We start from the raw sequence: 16179 nt of genomic DNA on the forward strand, positions 1-16179 counted from the left end.
GGCGTTGCTGTGGTGGGTGAAGCGGAAACGACCAAGGCTGTCAGCGGTGTGGGAGACCGGTGATGGAGAGCTCAGATCAGTGTCGGTCACGACGGGTCTGTGTCAGTTTGAGAATCGTTGCGGTAGCGGTATGGGCTGGAGCCTGCGGCGGTTTTCTTTAACCAAGGCGGTGCCCCTGGCCATCAGTCGAGGCACCACCTCTGTTGTGGATCATCTCGAGGTGTCCCTCAGCGCTGAAGGTGTCACCGGCCGGGGCGAGGCCGGTGGACTGGACACGGGCCATCGCAGTTACGGAACGGATGCGATTGAGGCGGAGTTGCAGCAGCTCCTGCCACGTCTTGATGGGCTTGATCCTTTGAATCGGCTCAGGTTCGATGCTCTGCTCGCGGCTCTGTCCCCCCCGGCGCGTTGCGCCATTGATCTGGCGCTGTGGGATTGGAGGGGGCAGCGTTTGGGCGAACCGCTTTGGCGGTTATGGGGTCTGGATGGCTCTCGGCGCGTGGCCACCAGCGTCACCCTCGGGCTTGGCAGTGTGGAGCAGGTGCTTGCCCGGCTTGATCGCTGGTGGGGGCAGCTGCCGGCGAGACGTATCAAGCTCAAGTTGGGCAGTCCGGATGGGCTCGACCATGACCGTCAGCTGCTTGAGGCCGTGGCCCAGGCTCTCAACGGCCATCAGCAACAACAACAGCTGCCGCTTGAGCTGCAGGTGGATGCCAATGGAGGTTGGACGCTGGATCAGGCCAGACGGATGATCCCAGACCTAATGCGGCTGGGGGTGGTCTTGCTGGAGCAGCCGTTGGCCGCGGCGAGTGATGCAGACCGGGATACAGCATCTTTCGCGGCCCTGAAGCCCGATTGCCCTTTGCCCTTGGTGGCGGATGAGAGCTGCTGGACTTTGATCGACCTGCTGCGGTTGGCCCCCCATGTCGATGGGGTCAATCTGAAACTGCTGAAGACAGGTGGTCTGAGTGAGGCGCTTTTGATGGCGCAGCTGGCGCGTCGGCTCGATCTTGATCTGATGGTGGGTTGCTATTCAGATAGCTGTCTGCTGAATGGTGCTGCCGCCCAGTTGTTGCCGCTGATTCGCTGGCCTGATCTGGATAGTCACCTCAATCTTGTTGATGATCCCTTCTGGGGGTTGCCGATGGACGGTGATGAGCAATGGGCTCCTGAGGGGGCTGGGCTAGGGATCGGTTTCCGGGAGGACGGCTGATGCTTCGCCCTGACGATCGGGTCGTGCTGCTTCAGCACGGAGGTCTCGGCTCTCTCACTGGAAAAACCGGTTTAGCGATGCTGCGTCATCGGCATGGCCCGATCGTTGCAGTGATCGATCCTGACTACGCCGGCTCAAATCTTGAAGCGATCACGGGTATTGCTCGGTCTGTGCCTGTCGTGGCCGACCTTGGCGAGGCCATGGCCTTTGGCCCGGAGGTTGCCGTGGTGGGGCTTGCTCCCTCGGGCGGTCAACTGCCGGAGCCATTACGTCGGGATGCTCTGGCGGCGCTGCAGTCTGGTCTTTCTCTGGCAAGTGGTTTGCACACGCGCCTTGGAGATGATCCGGTTTTTAATGCTGCTTGTCAGGACGGACGTTGGATCTGGGATCTTCGTCAGGAGCCTGTCGATCTGACGGTGGCCCAGGCTCGGGCTGCGTCTCTGCCCTGTCAGAGGATCTTGGCTGTGGGCACCGACATGGCAGTGGGCAAGATGAGCGCTTGCCTCGCCGTTCGTGATGCGGCCAAGCGTGAGGGCGTCAGTTGTCGTTTTGTCGGCACCGGTCAGGCCGGCATCCTGATCAGTGGACGGGGTGTGGCCCTTGATGCTGTGCGGGTGGATTACGCCGCCGGTGCGGTTGAGTCAGCTGTGATTGCAGAAGCTGAGGGGCTGACCTCCGACGACATGCTGCTGGTGGAAGGGCAGGGATCTCTCTGCCATCCCGGATCCACCGCCACCCTGCCGCTGCTGCGGGGCAGTCAGCCCACTGGGTTGCTGTTGGTGCATCGGGCTGCACAGGCCACGATTTCTCGCCTACCGCAGGTGCCTTTGCCGCCGCTCTCAGAGCTGGTTCAGCTCTACGAAGCTTTGGCTGCGATCGCACGGCCTGCTGGAGCGAGCCCTGCCGTCAAGGTGCGGGCCGTGGCGCTGAACACTGCGCATCTCGACGATGACGATGCCAACAGGTGGTTAACCGCAACGGAAAATGAATTGAATCTTCCCTGCGTGGATCCGATTCGCCATGGCGCAGAAACACTGCTGAAAGCATTGAGAATCCAGTTTTGACGCAGGATCTCGAATGAAAAGGGCGAGCGAGGGGATTCGAACCCCCGAATAGCGGCGCCACAAGCCGCTGCCTTAACCACTTGGCGACGCCCGCCGCGTCGACCAGAATCTACCAACTCGCCTCCAGTCCCCTGCGTACGGCTTTCTCAAGCTCAGGCCAATGGTTGACCGGTCGGTTGACGCTGGGATTGGCCTTGCTTGGATCGGGCGTTGCTTTGCTGGTGACGAATCCGACCATGGAGGACTATCAGACCCATGCCGGCGAGGAGCTGGTGGAGTTGGCGACAGAAGAGATCTGCGGCCAAAACGGCATGCCCATCTTGATGCAGTTGTGGGTCAAGGATTGTCCGGGGTTGATTGCTAGCCAGCAGTCCAGTCTGGCGGCGCTTTCAGGGCAATTCACCACGCGCCTCAACCTCGGTTTGTTGAGCGTTTTCACCACTGAAGTGGGCGGGCAGAAGTTGCTGCCTGCCTTGCGGCTTCCGCGTTACCAGGTCACCACGGTGGGGGTGGCGGGGCATTTCCTCACGGTGAACTCACGATCGGAGCAGGCTGATCTGAAGTGAGCACTGTTGCTTCGGGCCAGGTGCTGGGCTGGGCCCCCCGTGGGTTGATTGAACTCCAAGACGGACAGGCTCCGCTTCCGCCTGCCGGTGTGGATGGTCTCGTGGCAGTAGCGCTCAGCTGGCGCAATGGTGCCCTCCACGGCATCAGTCCGGTGGAGGGGAACCATCCTGTGCCGCAACGCCTCCTTCTGCCCAGGTTGGTCGAGCCCCACGCCCATCTCGACAAGGCTTTTAGCTGGAGCCAGGCGCCGAACCTAGGCGGTACTTACTCCGGTGCCTTAGAAGCCAATTTGCACGAGCATCACGCACGTACTCAGGTGCAGGTGCGAGAGCGTGCGGAGCGTGCCCTCGCCCTGGCCTTTCGACAGGGCTTGCGCGCGATCCGTAGCCATGTGGACAGTGTTGGCCCAGGTGCTGCTTGCAGCTGGGAGGCCTTGCTGGATGCTCAGCGTTGCTGGCGAGAGCGGATCAGCTTGCAGCTGGTGGCTTTGGGGCCGATTGAGCATTGGTCCACAGCGGATGGACAGGCCCTGGCGCGGCGCGTGTCTGCTGCCGGTGGACTGCTGGGGGGTGTCCTCGTTCCTCCCTGTTCCGGTGGTGCCATTCGTAAGGCATTGGTTCAGTTGCTGCGGCTGGCCGATCAATTGGGCTGTGGAATTGATCTGCACATCGACGAATCCCAGACGGGGCCTGCTGAAGGTCTGATTCAGTTGTTGCGGGCGCTCGATCAGGCTCCCGTCCAGGTGCCGATCACCTGCAGCCATGCCAGCAGCCTGTCTTTACTGCCTGATCGTCGGCTGCAGCGCCTGATCGCACGGATGGCCCATCACCGCCTACAGGTGATCGCGCTGCCAATCACCAATGCCTGGCTGTTGGGGCGTCGTGAGGGGAAGTCTCCGCTTGTGCGTCCACAAGCACCGATTCGGCAGCTGCAGCGCGGCGGTGTGAGGGTGGCTGTGGGGGCAGACAACGTTCAAGATCCTTGGTTCCCAGGCGGCAATTTCGATCCTTTGGCTTTGATGGCGCAGGTGTTGCCGCTAGCCCAGCTGGCGCCGTGGGAAAGGTTGGGCTTGATGCCCTTCACCACGGAAGCGGCTCGGGTGCTTGCATTGTCCTGGGATGGCACGTTGCGAGTGGGAGCCCCTGCGGATCTGCTGATCCTCAAGGCGGCTTCATGGGTTGAGGCTCTGGCGCAGCCGCCCGCGCGTGAATTGGTCGTGGCTGGTGTGCCGCTGCCCTCCTCCGGCAGTGCTCAAATCCTCCACACTGAACGTCCCTAAACGTTTGGATCATGGATTGCTCCTCTCAGGCGCTTCTGGCGGTCCGGGAGGCGTTGACGGTGGTGGAAGAGCTGGAGCTGCTTACCTTGCCGTCGGATCTAGAGCGTTACTCCCGTGATGCTCACGATTATTCGCCGGTTCTGGTGAAGCGTTTCCACGGTTGTCGGGCCCAGCTGGTCGTTCGTCCCCATTCGGTCGCCGCTGTCGCCGCTGTGGCCGGAGCCTGTTTCCAGGCCGGAGTTCCGCTCACTCTGCGCGGATCGGGAACAGGTAATTACGGACAGTGCGTTCCACTCGATGGAGGCGTTGTGATGCTGATGACCGAGCTGCGGGCGCTACGCAGGATCGATCACCACTCCGGTGTGGTGGAAGTGGAGAGCGGTTGTTTACTCAAAGATCTCGACCGTGAACTGGCACCCCATGGTCGTCAACTGAGGCTGATGCCCAGTACGTGGCGCAGTGCCAGCGTCGGCGGGTTCATCGCCGGCGGGTCTGGGGGGATCGGCTCGGTGCGCTGGGGATTCCTGCGCGATCCAGGCCACCTGCTGGGCCTTGAAGTGGTGACGATGGAGGCAGAACCTCGCATCCTCCATCTCAATGCCGCTGATGCTGAGGCGCTGAACCACGCCTATGGCACCAATGGAATTATCACGGCACTGACCCTGACGACAGCTCCGCGGGTGGCTTGGCAGGAGGTGTGCATTGATGTCGACGACTGGGGTGACGCGGTGGCGTTGGCTCTGCGCTGTCAGCAGGCGGCTGTTGATTTGCACCTGTGCACAGTGCTGGATCAGGCGATTGTGGATGCTCTTCCCCCCTGGACTGGTGTGCCGCAGGGGGGGCATCGTCTGCTGATGCTGGTGAGTCCTGATGGGGTGAGCACGTTGCAGTGTCTGGCGCAGGCCTACGGGGCTCGCTTTTGTTGCCTCGGTGAGGAGGAGGCACATCGCGGCAACGGCCTACGGGAGCTGAGTTGGAACCACACCACCCTGCACATGCGTCAGCAGGACCCGAGTTGGACCTATCTGCAGATGTTGCTGCCCCAGCCAGAATCGGTGGCGATGGATGCCTTGTCGGCCCGTTGGGGTGATCACCTGCTCTGGCACCTAGAGGGGGTCCGTCAAGCCGGTACGTCTCGATTGGCGGGTCTGCCTCTGGTGCGTTGGCGTGGAGAGGAGGATCTAGACCGTTTGATCAACGCCTGCCGGGAGCTTGGTGCTGTGGTCTTCAATCCCCATGTCATCACCGTTGAAGACGGCGGCTTGGGGATTGTCGATGGTGATCAGGTGGCGGCCAAAGGTCGCCATGATCCCAGCGGCCTCCTTAACCCAGGCAAGCTCAAGGGATGGGTGGGCTGAGCCGGGGCATCAGCATTCCAAGCTGTCGCGTGTGGCCATTCCAGTGGTGGGGTTCACCCCTTCGGCATCTCGGCAAAGGCGCACCACATCATCGCGATCGAGCAGAGCATCGCTGAAATCAGCTCCTTCAATGCTTGCTCCAGCAAAACTGCTGCCGGAGGCGATCACACCATTGAGCAGGGCATTGGTGAGGTTGGTGCCGGTGAAGTCGGCACGATCCATCAGCACATCGGATAGGTCAGCATCGCTGAAATCGGCATCCGAGAATGAGCCTTGCGTGAAGATCGCCCCGTGTAGATCTGCTCCGGAGAAGTTGGCTCCCCGAGCAGTCGCACCAGCGAACGAGGTGTTGGTCAATGTCTGTCCGTGGAAATCCACCTCGCTCTGATTGGTGAGTGTGTAGTCAACTCGTTCTTGGAAGAGAGCTTTGTCCTGCATGCCAACGCCTGCTGCGGTGTCCAAGGCGGCTGCAGGGTTGGCACCAAGCCAGCTTCCGATCAGAACTAAGAGGCTGCAGAACAAACTGGTGAATCTGCGCTTCGCGGAAGGGCCTTCCAGGCGATTAGCTGCCATGACATCGGATGTGCTGGTGAGATCACTTTGCATCGCTTCTGTGGTCTGTTGCCTAGCCAAGACGCTTCTGGGATGGATCGCCTCGACAACTGGCCTATGGGGTGGCTTGCAGATTCAACATCGCTGATTACTTTTAACAGGTGAGGAGTTGAGCTCTTCCGTGGAGTGGAAACAAGGAAACACGCCCACTTGAGTTCACAAAAAGCCCTGCCTTCGGCGGGGCTTTTTTGTTGCCTTTTGATCCTTTGTTGGATCAAGCCACAAAAAAGGGGCCTGACGGCCCCCTGGGTGGTGTGAGGAGATCAACTTCGTGTGAGGAGAGTTGATCCACCACAGTGGTAGCCCGTTTTGCCAGAGTTTGGTGTTGCTTTTACTTCGAGTTATCAATTCATTGATGTTCGGCTTGGAGCGAGGCGGCCTTCGTTGATCAGCGCACCCAGCAGATAAAGCGACCCTGCGATGACGGGATCAGCCTTCGGCCATCCTTGCTGTTCCAGTCTTTCAAGCACTTTGACAACCGCCTGACTCGAGTCGGGGTTGTTGGGTTGCTCCGGAAGCTCCAGCAGTTGACCGGACCAGGTTGGAGTGTCCCTGATCAGCATTGCCCGGGTCCAGCTGCGGTGCCCTGGGACCGGCAGGATCCATGCCTGGTCCTGGGGATGCAGCAATGCTCTGAGCATGGCCGGCGCCTGCTTATGCGATTGGATGGCCAGGATCCAAGTGATGCCCTCCTGAGCATGGGGCCAGTGGTGGCGTTCTTGGCTGAGCGCTTCCGCTGCAGGGGGGTTATGGGCGCCATCGATCAGCACTGCATGGTTGCGCCAGGTCATGGCTTGCAGTCGTCCTGGCCAGTGAGCCGTGGCCAACCCGTTGCGAATACTGGCGTGATCGAGTTCCCATCCCATGGCCTGGATCTGCTCCAGCACAGCTTTGGCGACGGCCGCATTGCTGCGCTGGACGTGGCCATCCAGACCAAGGATCCAGTCGCTGCTCAGGGGGGCCACCCAGGACAGCGTTGCTCCGATCTGGGTGCATCGTTGTTGGAGTACGGCGGCGACCTCTGGAGGTTGGTCTGCGCTGATTACGATGGCGCCCGTTTGGATTGCAGCGGCTTTCTCCTCCGCGATTGCCGTAAGGGTGCCTCCGAGATGTTCACAGTGGTCGAGGCCGATGGAGGCCACCGCCAGCAAAGGGCGATGCGGATGGGCGGTGGTGGCATCGAGACGCCCACCTAATCCCGCCTCCAGCACCAGCCAGTTGACTTTCTCCGCCGCGAAGTGCATGAGAGCTGCCGTGATCAGCAGTTCAAAAGGGGTGAGCGCCTCAGCCTTCGTCAGCGGCTGCAGAGCCACCAACTCCTCCCTTAGGCGGCTGTGGCTGATCTGCTGGTGATCGACCCGGATCCGCTCCGTCCAATCCACCAGATGGGGCGATGTCGTCAGACCGGTGCGGATTCCTGCTGCTACTAGGCCGCTATGCACAAAGGTGGCAATGGAACCCTTGCCGTTGGTGCCGATGACCTGAACCGCTGGGATTGAGCCACAGGGCTGGTTCAGAGTCTTCAGAGCCCGGACCATGCGATCGAGGCAAAGGTCCATGCCTCGCTGCTCAAATGGGGGCAGCAGATCGCTGAAGGTCACGCGCTCAGTGTCGCCAGTGTTGCGTCAAGTCGCGCCAGCAAGGTGTTGACCTCGCGTTTGGAGATCACAAGGGCGGGAACCATCCGGACCACCTTGGGCCCCGCCGGCACCAGTAAAAGGCGCTGCTCAATCGCGTGTTTCACGACGTCAATCGCAGCGAGATCAGCATCATCACGAAGCACTAAGCCCTGCAGCAGTCCCCAGCCACGGACGCCTTGCAGCAGCTTGGGGTAGCGCTGTACCAAGCTGTTGAGGCCGCGATCAAGTTGATCACTGCGTTGTTGCACGTTGTGGATCAGATTGCGTCGTTGGAGTTCGCGGGCCACGGTCAGTCCGGCGCGGCAGGCGAAAGGGTTGCCCCCAAAGGTGCTGGCGTGATCCCCCGGCACGAAATGGTCGGCATGCTTTTTGACGAGCAAGGCTCCGATGGCATGGCCGCCTCCCAATCCCTTCGCAAGGGTGAAGGCGTCGGGCTCCACGCCCAGACGTTCGTAGCCCCAGAGAGTGCCGCATCGCCCCATCCCCACCTGGACTTCATCGAAGATCAGCAGGATGTTGCGGGCGCTGCAGTGTTCACGGATCGCCTCAAAGACCGCTGGATCGCCAGGATGCACTCCTCCTTCTCCCTGCAGCGGTTCGATCAATACAGCCGCGACCCTTGGTCCGTACGCCTCCATGCGGTTGAGCAGGCTCTCAAAAGAGGCGAGATCGTTGTAGGTGAAGGTCTCAAACCCTTCCACCATTGGCTCAAATCCCTTGTGGTAATTGGGTTGGCCAGTCGCGCTGACGGCGGCGAGGGTCCGTCCATGAAAGCTTGCCCTAGCGGTGAGGATCACCGGACGCTCAATCTTGCGCACCGTGTGGCCGTGCTTGCGGGCCAGTTTGATGGCGGCCTCATTCGCTTCTGCGCCGGAATTGCAGAAGAACACGCTGTCGGCGCAGCTGTGGTGGACAAGCCAGCTGGCGAGTTCGATCTGCTCAGGGATCGCATAGAGATTCGACACGTGCTGAAGGCGCCGAAGCTGCCTTGTGAGGGCATGGCGCATCGCCCGGTCGCTATGGCCGAGGGTGCAGGTTGCAATGCCTGCGACGGCATCCAGATAGCGGTTGCCGCAGTCGTCATTCACCCAACAGCCCTTGCCTCGGGTGAGGGTGAGTGGGAACCGTCCGTAGGTCCCCATAACAGCTGAGGGATGGGAGCCGGGGGACTTGAACCCCCAAGACCAGTGGCCGGCTGATTTTGAGTCAGCTGCGTCTACCAATTCCGCCAGGCTCCCGCGGATTCAAATGTTATGCGACATCCTGCAGGCTTGAAAGGCTTATGACTGACGGCGATGCAGCTGGGCACCACTGGCTGTGAGTTTGGCTTCGATGGCGTCGTAGCCGCGGTCGAGGTGGTTGAGCCCCGACACCTTGCTGGTGCCCTTGGCAGTCAGAGACGCCAGCACCATGGCGGCAGCTGCCCGCAGGTCGCTTCCGGTGACGGGTGCGGCACTGAGTTGGGGCACGCCTTCGACCACGGCAGTATTGCCTTGAAGCCGGATGGATGCACCCATGCGTTGCAGCTCTGCCACGTGCTGCATGCGGTTTTCGTAAATCTTCTCGGTGATCACACTCGTTCCACTCGCAGTCGCGAGTAAGGCCATGAATGGGGCTTGAAGGTCGGTGGGAAAACCTGGAAACGGCTGGGTGGTGATATCGACTCCTTTGATCTCGCCAGGGGTGATCGTGATTCCTCCATCTTCGATCTCGAGAGTGCAACCACAGTCGCGAAGTTTCTGCAGAACAGCGCTGAGGTGCTCCGGTATGACTGGGGCCACGCGCATGCGTGAACGGGTGATGGCGGCTGCGAGCAAAAACGTTCCGGCTTCGATCCGATCTGGAATGACCGAGTAATCACAACTCCGCAATTTTTCGACGCCTTCGATCGTGATCGTTGGTCCCCCAGCACCTCTGATCTGGGCACCCATGGTGTTAAGCAGATTGGCCAGATCCTGCACTTCTGGCTCCTGGGCAGCGTTCTCAATCACGCTTGTCCCTTCGGCTAGTACTGCTGCCATCAGGATTGTTTCGGTGGCGCCAACGCTCGGGCAGTCGAGCACGATCGACGCACCGGTGAGGCGACGACGACGACCCGGCAGGGAGGCGCTCACCACACCGTGCTCAACGCTGACGATCGCACCGAGGGCTTTCAGGCCGCGGATGTGTTCCACCACGGGGCGGGCACCAATCCTGCAACCGCCTGGCAGAGGCACCTTGGCCTGACCAAGACGACCAAGAAGAGGGCCGATGGCGAAAAAGCTGGCCCTGAGACCATTCACCAGTTCATAGGGGGGTTCGCCATGGCTGAGCTCCTTGGCGTTGATATGAACGGTCTCATGACTGCGCGTCACCGCAACGCCGAGGGCTGTGAGGATCTCAGCCATGCCTTGGATGTCGGTGAGCTCTGGCACGTTGGTCAGGGTCACTGGCTCGTCGCTGAGCAGAGCCGCTGTCATCAAGACGAGAGCAGAATTCTTGGCACCACTGACGCGGAGCTCTCCACTCAGACCATGCCCGCCTGTGATGTCCAGATGCGGCTTGAGAATCTCTTGAGACGCTGGCGCCGCAGCCGGCATGGCAATTGAAGTTTGGATTTCCGCACCATCCTGGCAAGGGTTTTTGAGACCGTCTAGACGGCCGGCGCTCAAACTGGATCGAGCCTTGTTTCAGTCCTGTGGGCCCAGGGTTGGCGATGGCGTATGGTCTATCTCGTCGCTTTTGCGGCGCGCCAGCGGATGTGGCGGAATTGGTAGACGCGCTAGTTTCAGGTACTAGTGGCAGCAATGTCGTGGGAGTTCAAGTCTCCCCATCCGCATCGATATTCATCAAGAGCCTGATCAATCCAGAGGGTTTGTATCTGCAGCGTTTGTATCCGCTAGTTGCTGTGAATCTTTGGTGTCTCATTGAGGAATAAGGCGTGGTTCGCTGTCGAGTGAAATGATCCACTAGCGAGGGATCCGTTACTCCTGAATCAAGCCGCCTGATCAGCATGGTCAAGCTCACCAGAAGACGGCGAATCGTTCTGACTGTTCTGCTTTCGGCGATGTTCGTTCCAGTCATGACCCCGCTGTCGCTCTGGTGCCTCAGCAGCGGCCTTGTCCGAGATCGGCTTCGGGATTGAGCGATTGGATGCCGCCTGAGGCTGTTGGTCCTGTTGCTGCTGGTGCCATGCGCTCATCGGCTTTGTGGTCACCTCAGGTCTTTTCGCTTCGATCCTCGCCAGGATCTGGACGACCTCATCATGAGGATGTGAGGGTTGCTTGAGAAGGATTCGTGCAGGGGAGGGGTCCCGCCTAGACGAAGCGATCGGCAAAATTCTCAATTTGAGGGGCAGAAGCTTTGCTTTCTGAGTGAGTGAATTTTTCGTCAGTGCATTCAAGCTCCCGTCCACCCTTGATGTTCCCCCTCTTCGAGGCCGTGGAATGTGCCGCCCATGGCGTTGTTGCCAATCCCAGGACACCTTCGATTCCTGCTGGGGGTGTTGACGCAAACCGAGTCCACAACCTTCTGCTGCACTGGGATCGGTGGAACTAGCGCCCTCGACCGAGGCCACGGCAGCAGGCCACCGACTCAGGCAAGGGGCCCACTGTTGCCTTCCGATCTGATCTGGTTCAGAGAATCGATGATCGCTGAGCGTTCAAGTCTCCCTATTCGCACTATTTTGAAGGGGTCAATCAAGCCCTGAGCCCCACCATGATCGTGTTGAAGATCTCCAATTCCTCGGAGGTTGTCGCTGCGAAGGTTGGCAAGTTCCTTGAGTTTTTGACTCCAGACTCGATCGATCACACCACTGTTGAAGACCAGGTGATCAAGAAGCTTGTGGAGAATCTTGCGGCCGAAGGGATTAAGGGCGAGATCGCGGCAGTGAAGGGGATTGATCTGGATGGTCAGGAAATCAGTCTTCGCGATGGGATGAAGGTGCGAAAGCACGAGTCGTTCTGATCGTCTCCGACGTGTGTGCAGGGTGATGCAGCCGTTGATCACCAGTCGTCGTAATCCTCTCGTGCGCCGTCTCCGGGCCCTGGCAGGGCGCAAAGGGCGTGAGCAGGAAGGATTGGTCTTGTTGGAAGGCACCCATCTTCTCCAAGAGCTGGCACCCTTGCTCGAGCACAAGGATCTCGAGCTTGAGCTTGTGGCCACGCCCGCCTGGATCGACGGACATCAGCCGCTGCTGGCTCTGTTCAAGCCAATGCTCCGGCTGCAGTTGGTGAGCGAAGAGGTGCTTCAGGCGGCCTTGTCAACCGTGCATCCCGATGGCGTCGCTGCCCTGATGCCTTTAGCCCTGTTGCCCCAGTGCCCGGCGCTACCCACGTTCGTGCTCGCGTTGGACCGGGTTCAGGATCCAGGCAATCTCGGCACCCTGTTGCGCACTGCCCTAGCTGCGGATGTGGAGATGGTCTGGCAGGGGTCCGGCGCAGATCCGCTCAGTCCCAAGGTGGTGCGTAGTTCGGCTGGTGCGCTCCTGCGGCTGCCGCATCAGCGTTTTGGTCCCTCTGAAGCGATGGGTGTGGAGGGCTTGCGGCAGGCCCTATTGGATGGGCAGGACCGTGGCCTTCAGGTGGTGGGCACCGTGGTGCCAGGGACAGGTCCCGCGCTGCCCGTTTGCTCGTACTGGGAGCTTGACTGGACCCGACCGACGGTGCTTGTTCTCGGTAATGAGGGCAGTGGGCTCCATCCCGATCTGCAGGGATGCTGCACCCACGCAGTCACCCTCCCCCACAGCACGGCTGTGGAGTCGTTGAATGTGGCATCTGCGGCTGTTCCGCTCCTTCTGGAACGGCGAAGGGCGACAATGACCGCTTCCTCGCAGCAGTCCGGGTGAGCGACGCCAGTTTCGACTTCGATGTGATCGTGATCGGTGCCGGCTATGGCGGCTTCGATGCAGCCAAGCATGCGGCAGAGCACGGCCTCAAAGTGGCGATCATTGAATCCCGCGACATGGGTGGCACCTGTGTGAATCGCGGCTGCGTCCCTTCGAAGGCTTTGCTGGCGGCCAGTGGCAGGGTGCGGGAGCTCGCCGATGCTGAGCATCTGCAGGGTTTCGGTATTCATTCAGCCCCGGTGCGTTTCGAACGCCAAAAGATCGCTGACCATGCCAATCAACTGGTGGCCTCGATCCGCACCAATCTCACCAAGAGCTTGCAGCGGGCTGGGGTCACCATCATCCGTGGAACGGGGCGACTGGAAGGGACCCAGGCAGTGGGTGTGCGGGAAATCAATGGCGTCGATCGCGTGCTCAGTGCCCGCGACGTGATCATTGCCACCGGTTCTGATCCCTTCGTTCCTCCTGGTATCGAGATCGATGGCCGGAGCGTGTTCACCAGCGATGAGGCGGTCAACTTGGAGTGGTTGCCCCGTTGGATTGCCATCATTGGCAGCGGTTACATCGGCCTGGAATTTGCTGACGTCTATACGGCGTTGGGCTGTGAAGTGACGATGATCGAGGCCTTGGATCGGGTGATGCCCACCTTTGACCCCGATATCGCCAAGCTGGCCGCCCGCAAACTGATCGACGGCCGTGACATCGATGCACGCTCCGGTGTGTTGGCCCAATCGATCAAGCCTGGTGCGCCAGTTCAAATCGAGTTGGTTGATATGCAAACCCGCGAGCCCGTTGAAACCCTGGAAGTGGATGCTGTGCTTGTGGCGACTGGGCGTGTACCCAGCAGCAAGACTCTCAATCTTGAGGCCCTGGGCATTGAAACCAACCGTGGTTTCGTGCCGATTGACGACAGCATGCATGTGCTGGTGGATGGTCAGCCCATCCCTCATTTGTGGGCCGTCGGTGATGTCACCGGCAAGTTGATGCTGGCCCATACCGCTGCCGCCCAGGGCACGGTGGCCGTGGACAACATCCTTGGGCATCAGCGGCAGATCGATTACCGCAGCATCCCTGCGGCCACCTTCACCCATCCCGAGATCAGTTCCGTGGGCTTGAGCGAGGCTGACGCCAAGCAGCTCGCCACCGATCAGGGCTTTGAGTTGGGTGCTGTGCGCAGCTACTTCAAAGCCAATTCCAAGGCTCTGGCGGAGCTTGAGAGTGATGGCCTGATGAAACTGCTGTTCAATAAAACCAGCGGTGAAGTTCTGGGGGCCCATATCTATGGTCTGCATGCTGCCGACCTCATTCAGGAGGTGGCGAACGCCGTCGCCCGTCGTCAGAGCGTGCGTGAGCTGTCGACCGAAGTGCACACACACCCAACATTGAGCGAAGTGGTGGAAGTGGCCTACAAGCAGGCTGCTCACGCTCTCGCAGCCTGAGGACGATCTATGGACATCCGCCGCAGACCACCTAACCCTTCGGTGCAGGTGGCCCATCTCGAATACGGCATTCCCCACAAGGACGCTGAGCCTCGTCACATCCTTGAGAAGATCGTTTGGGAAAAGGACCGCGAAGTTTCAGTGGCCCGTGAGCGGATGCCGCTCGATCAGCTCAAGGCGAAGGTTGTGAAGCTTCCGCCGGCGAGAGATTTCCTGGCTGCACTGCGACAGCCGACCGTGAAGCCTGCGGTGATCGCTGAGGTGAAGAAAGCGAGCCCGAGCAAGGGGGTGATCCGGGAGGATTTCGATCCCGTGTCTATCGCTACGGCCTATGCCGCTGGGGGTGCAAGCTGTCTCTCAGTGCTGACCGATAAGACCTTCTTCCAGGGTGGTTTTGAGGTGTTGGTGGATGTGAGGGATGCCGTTGTCTTGCCATTGCTCTGCAAGGACTTCATCCTCAGCCCCTATCAGCTCTATCAGGCTCGGGCCGCCGGCGCTGATGCTGCCCTTTTGATTGCCGCGATCCTCTCGGACCAGGATCTTCATTACCTCTCCAAAGTGGCAGCTGCGCTTGGCCTCACTGTGTTGGTTGAGGTGCACAATGCAGAGGAATTGGACCGTGTGCTCAGCCTGGGAGGCTTCCCTTTGATTGGCATCAACAACCGCGATCTCACGACGTTCGAGACCGATCTGAGCACCACTGAAACCCTCTCAGCGCAGTTCGGTGACCGACTGAAGCAGCAAAATGCGCTGTTGGTGAGTGAATCAGGTCTGTTCTCGCGCGCTGATCTCGACCGTGTTCAGGCTGCAGGTGCTGGGGCGGTGTTGGTGGGTGAGGCTCTGATGCGTCAGCAGGATGTCGAAGCGGCCCTGAAAAGTCTGATATCAGGCTGACTGCAAGGCCCTTTCTGCGCTGAGTTTGCTTTGGTTTGTGCTTTGCAAAAGCCCCCCGTTAGATCGGGGACTTTTGCATGGTCTATGCACTCTCAATGCCTTGGCGGTCTGGTTGGCTGCCAAGCAATACCCATTCACCAGCGGCCTTGGACTGGTCCACGAAGGCGTCATCGCTGCTGAAATCGGACTCGATCCTCTCGCGCAGCGTTCCTGTGGGTTGGCCGCCGCCACCTGGCTTCATGTTCGGCCTGTCGAGGCTGTGGTTCTAGACCTGGGCAGCATTGTTGAACACCCCGATCCGGCTGGCATCTCCGGCACTGGTGGTGATGAGGTCTTCCAGGCTCTTGCCTTCGAGCTCAGTGCCTTCAATCCCCTTGTTCAGGTTGGTGACCGAGGCGTAGTGATGCCTGCCGTGGAGGAACGCAAGGGTCGACCGGGAGAGATGAGGTATCCAGCTCATCAAGGCCGTTAGGCCGCTGGGCAGGGTATGGGCCATGCATGCAGCATTTTTACGAGCGATTGTGAAATTTGATCGTGGTCTGGGTTGGCTTTTCGCGCGTTCGCTTGCACGCGTCAGAGGCAGCCTCTGTTGCAGAATCAATGATTCGGAATCTGTCTCTTGCTGATCAGTGTTCTGACTGGACTGGCTGCTGGGGCGATGCATGTTGTCAGTGGAGCCGACCATTTGGTCGCCATGGCTCCATTTTCGCTTCGTAGGCCCGTCGAGGCTTTGCGTGCGGGCTTGGTCTGGGGGGCAGGACATTCGATTGGTGTGGTCCTTCTTGGCCTTTCAGGCGTGTTCCTGAAGGATCTGATTCATGCCGAAACCATGTCGGCCTGGGCCGAATTTCTGGTTGGTCTGAGTCTGTTGATCGTGGGTGTTCTGGCGCTTCGCACCGCCTTTGGTCTCGAGCTGCATACCCATGAGCATCATCACGATGGTGTCTCATCCCATCGGCACCTGCATTTGCATGTGCGAGGCCAAGGCAATCACTGGCGCCATGCGCACGCTGTCTCAGGTCTTGGCTTGCTGCATGGACTGGCAGGGGCTGGACACCTGCTGGCTGTGATTCCCGCTCTTGCCTTGCCTCTGCATGGAGCGATTCTCTATCTGATGGCCTATTTGTTGGGGTCGATTGCTGCCATGGTGGCTGTGGTGACAGTGATTGCTCTGCTGACGCGAGCCAGCAGTGTTCGCGCACTGCCGGTGCTCGTTGGTTTGACCGGTGGCTTATCGATCTTCACTGGGGCTCTTTGGTTGCACAAGACAACGCCGAACGTGTTCTGA

The 16179-nt window shown here is 60.0% G+C and carries 17 protein-coding genes and 3 tRNA genes; 11 read left to right on the forward strand and 9 right to left on the reverse strand.

Annotation, left to right across the window (positions count from 1 at the left end; translation table 11 throughout):
- Positions 1-130: 130 nt before the first annotated feature.
- Positions 131-1213, forward strand: coding sequence for a dipeptide epimerase (locus tag DXY16_RS07430; RefSeq protein ID WP_115120617.1), 1083 nt, complete (start codon positions 131-133; stop codon positions 1211-1213).
- The gene (locus DXY16_RS07435) at positions 1213-2277 is read left to right on the forward strand and encodes a DUF1611 domain-containing protein (protein WP_115120618.1); all 1065 of its coding nucleotides are present in this window, start codon (positions 1213-1215) and stop codon (positions 2275-2277) included. The genes DXY16_RS07430 and DXY16_RS07435 overlap by 1 nt, the downstream gene beginning before the upstream one ends.
- 21 nt (positions 2278-2298) lie before the next feature.
- On the opposite strand, the gene DXY16_RS07440 is transcribed toward DXY16_RS07435, so the two are convergent.
- Positions 2299-2371: transfer RNA gene (locus DXY16_RS07440), tRNA-His, on the reverse strand.
- An 82-nt stretch (positions 2372-2453) separates the two neighbouring features.
- Between DXY16_RS07440 and DXY16_RS07445 the strand changes: the two genes are divergently transcribed.
- Genes DXY16_RS07445 through DXY16_RS07455 form a run of 3 tightly spaced genes read left to right on the forward strand, consistent with a single transcriptional unit; the run spans position 2454 to position 5481 of the window.
- Positions 2454-2843, forward strand: a complete 390-nt coding sequence (locus tag DXY16_RS07445; protein ID WP_244281603.1) for a DUF4359 domain-containing protein — start codon at positions 2454-2456, stop codon at positions 2841-2843.
- On the forward strand, positions 2840-4123 hold the full coding sequence (locus tag DXY16_RS07450; protein WP_115120620.1) for an amidohydrolase family protein: 1284 nt from the start codon (positions 2840-2842) through the stop codon (positions 4121-4123). The genes DXY16_RS07445 and DXY16_RS07450 overlap by 4 nt, the downstream gene beginning before the upstream one ends.
- A gap of 11 nt (positions 4124-4134) precedes the next feature.
- Entirely contained in the window at positions 4135-5481 is a 1347-nt protein-coding gene (locus DXY16_RS07455; RefSeq protein WP_115120621.1) for an FAD-binding oxidoreductase, read from the forward strand.
- A 9-nt stretch (positions 5482-5490) separates the two neighbouring features.
- Here DXY16_RS07455 and DXY16_RS07460 read toward each other — a convergent pair whose 3' ends face one another.
- The 5 genes from DXY16_RS07460 to murA form a co-directional block, all read right to left on the reverse strand.
- The gene (locus tag DXY16_RS07460; RefSeq protein ID WP_115120940.1) at positions 5491-6054 is read right to left on the reverse strand and encodes a pentapeptide repeat-containing protein; all 564 of its coding nucleotides are present in this window, start codon (positions 6052-6054) and stop codon (positions 5491-5493) included.
- Between the two features lie 383 nt (positions 6055-6437).
- Entirely contained in the window at positions 6438-7694 is a 1257-nt protein-coding gene (locus DXY16_RS07465) for a folylpolyglutamate synthase/dihydrofolate synthase family protein (RefSeq protein ID WP_244281604.1), read from the reverse strand.
- Complete coding sequence (locus DXY16_RS07470; protein ID WP_115120622.1) at positions 7691-8875, reverse strand: aspartate aminotransferase family protein; 1185 nt, start codon at positions 8873-8875, stop codon at positions 7691-7693. Before DXY16_RS07470 ends, DXY16_RS07465 begins: the two co-directional genes overlap by 4 nt.
- Positions 8876-8888: 13 nt before the next feature.
- A tRNA-Leu gene (locus tag DXY16_RS07475) sits at positions 8889-8971 on the reverse strand.
- Positions 8972-9013: 42 nt separating this feature from the next.
- Positions 9014-10312 (reverse strand): UDP-N-acetylglucosamine 1-carboxyvinyltransferase, encoded by a 1299-nt coding sequence (gene murA / locus DXY16_RS07480; RefSeq protein ID WP_115120942.1) that lies wholly within the window; start codon positions 10310-10312, stop codon positions 9014-9016.
- A gap of 155 nt (positions 10313-10467) precedes the next feature.
- Between murA and DXY16_RS07485 the strand changes: the two genes are divergently transcribed.
- Positions 10468-10551 (forward strand) — tRNA-Leu (locus DXY16_RS07485).
- 156 nt (positions 10552-10707) lie between these two features.
- On the opposite strand, the gene DXY16_RS14425 is transcribed toward DXY16_RS07485, so the two are convergent.
- Positions 10708-10914: a hypothetical protein gene (locus DXY16_RS14425; RefSeq protein ID WP_137007074.1), complete on the reverse strand. Its 207-nt coding sequence runs from the start codon at positions 10912-10914 to the stop codon at positions 10708-10710.
- Between the two features lie 515 nt (positions 10915-11429).
- Here DXY16_RS14425 and DXY16_RS07495 point away from each other — a divergent pair.
- From DXY16_RS07495 to trpC, 4 genes are read left to right on the forward strand one after another with little or no spacing between them, the layout of a single operon-like run.
- Complete coding sequence (locus tag DXY16_RS07495; protein ID WP_115120624.1) at positions 11430-11678, forward strand: hypothetical protein; 249 nt, start codon at positions 11430-11432, stop codon at positions 11676-11678.
- Between the two features lie 25 nt (positions 11679-11703).
- Entirely contained in the window at positions 11704-12558 is an 855-nt protein-coding gene (locus DXY16_RS07500) for an RNA methyltransferase (RefSeq protein WP_115120625.1), read from the forward strand.
- Positions 12555-13997, forward strand: a complete 1443-nt coding sequence (gene lpdA / locus DXY16_RS07505; protein ID WP_115120626.1) for a dihydrolipoyl dehydrogenase — start codon at positions 12555-12557, stop codon at positions 13995-13997. The genes DXY16_RS07500 and lpdA overlap by 4 nt, the downstream gene beginning before the upstream one ends.
- 9 nt (positions 13998-14006) lie before the next feature.
- The gene (gene trpC, locus DXY16_RS07510) at positions 14007-14891 is read left to right on the forward strand and encodes an indole-3-glycerol phosphate synthase TrpC (protein ID WP_115120627.1); all 885 of its coding nucleotides are present in this window, start codon (positions 14007-14009) and stop codon (positions 14889-14891) included.
- A gap of 82 nt (positions 14892-14973) precedes the next feature.
- On the opposite strand, the gene DXY16_RS15170 is transcribed toward trpC, so the two are convergent.
- Together DXY16_RS15170 and DXY16_RS15175 are read right to left on the reverse strand one after the other, a co-directional pair.
- On the reverse strand, positions 14974-15132 hold the full coding sequence (locus tag DXY16_RS15170; protein WP_244281605.1) for a hypothetical protein: 159 nt from the start codon (positions 15130-15132) through the stop codon (positions 14974-14976).
- 24 nt (positions 15133-15156) lie between these two features.
- Entirely contained in the window at positions 15157-15387 is a 231-nt protein-coding gene (locus DXY16_RS15175; RefSeq protein WP_244281606.1) for a hypothetical protein, read from the reverse strand.
- Between the two features lie 123 nt (positions 15388-15510).
- On the opposite strand from DXY16_RS15175, the gene DXY16_RS07520 reads away from it, so the two are divergent.
- Complete coding sequence (locus DXY16_RS07520) at positions 15511-16179, forward strand: hydantoin utilization protein A (protein WP_115120628.1); 669 nt, start codon at positions 15511-15513, stop codon at positions 16177-16179.

This window comes from Synechococcus sp. UW105 (genome assembly GCF_900473935.1).
In the GTDB taxonomy this organism is placed as follows: domain Bacteria; phylum Cyanobacteriota; class Cyanobacteriia; order PCC-6307; family Cyanobiaceae; genus Synechococcus_C.

What these genes read in the sequence shown, in the direction of transcription:
- DXY16_RS07430 (WP_115120617.1), top strand. Translation starts at nt 131, where the DNA reads ATGGGCTGGAGCCTGCGGCGGTTTTCTTTAACCAAGGCGGTGCCCCTG.
- DXY16_RS07460 (WP_115120940.1), bottom strand. Translation starts at nt 6,054, where the DNA reads ATGGCAGCTAATCGCCTGGAAGGCCCTTCCGCGAAGCGCAGATTCACC.
- DXY16_RS07500 (WP_115120625.1), top strand. Translation starts at nt 11,704, where the DNA reads ATGCAGCCGTTGATCACCAGTCGTCGTAATCCTCTCGTGCGCCGTCTC.
- murA (WP_115120942.1), bottom strand. Translation starts at nt 10,312, where the DNA reads ATGCCGGCTGCGGCGCCAGCGTCTCAAGAGATTCTCAAGCCGCATCTG.
- DXY16_RS15175 (WP_244281606.1), bottom strand. Translation starts at nt 15,387, where the DNA reads ATGGCCCATACCCTGCCCAGCGGCCTAACGGCCTTGATGAGCTGGATA.
- trpC (WP_115120627.1), top strand. Translation starts at nt 14,007, where the DNA reads ATGGACATCCGCCGCAGACCACCTAACCCTTCGGTGCAGGTGGCCCAT.
- DXY16_RS07455 (WP_115120621.1), top strand. Translation starts at nt 4,135, where the DNA reads ATGGATTGCTCCTCTCAGGCGCTTCTGGCGGTCCGGGAGGCGTTGACG.
- DXY16_RS07495 (WP_115120624.1), top strand. Translation starts at nt 11,430, where the DNA reads ATGATCGTGTTGAAGATCTCCAATTCCTCGGAGGTTGTCGCTGCGAAG.
- DXY16_RS14425 (WP_137007074.1), bottom strand. Translation starts at nt 10,914, where the DNA reads ATGAGCGCATGGCACCAGCAGCAACAGGACCAACAGCCTCAGGCGGCA.
- DXY16_RS07470 (WP_115120622.1), bottom strand. Translation starts at nt 8,875, where the DNA reads ATGGGGACCTACGGACGGTTCCCACTCACCCTCACCCGAGGCAAGGGC.
- DXY16_RS07435 (WP_115120618.1), top strand. Translation starts at nt 1,213, where the DNA reads ATGCTTCGCCCTGACGATCGGGTCGTGCTGCTTCAGCACGGAGGTCTC.
- DXY16_RS15170 (WP_244281605.1), bottom strand. Translation starts at nt 15,132, where the DNA reads ATGAAGCCAGGTGGCGGCGGCCAACCCACAGGAACGCTGCGCGAGAGG.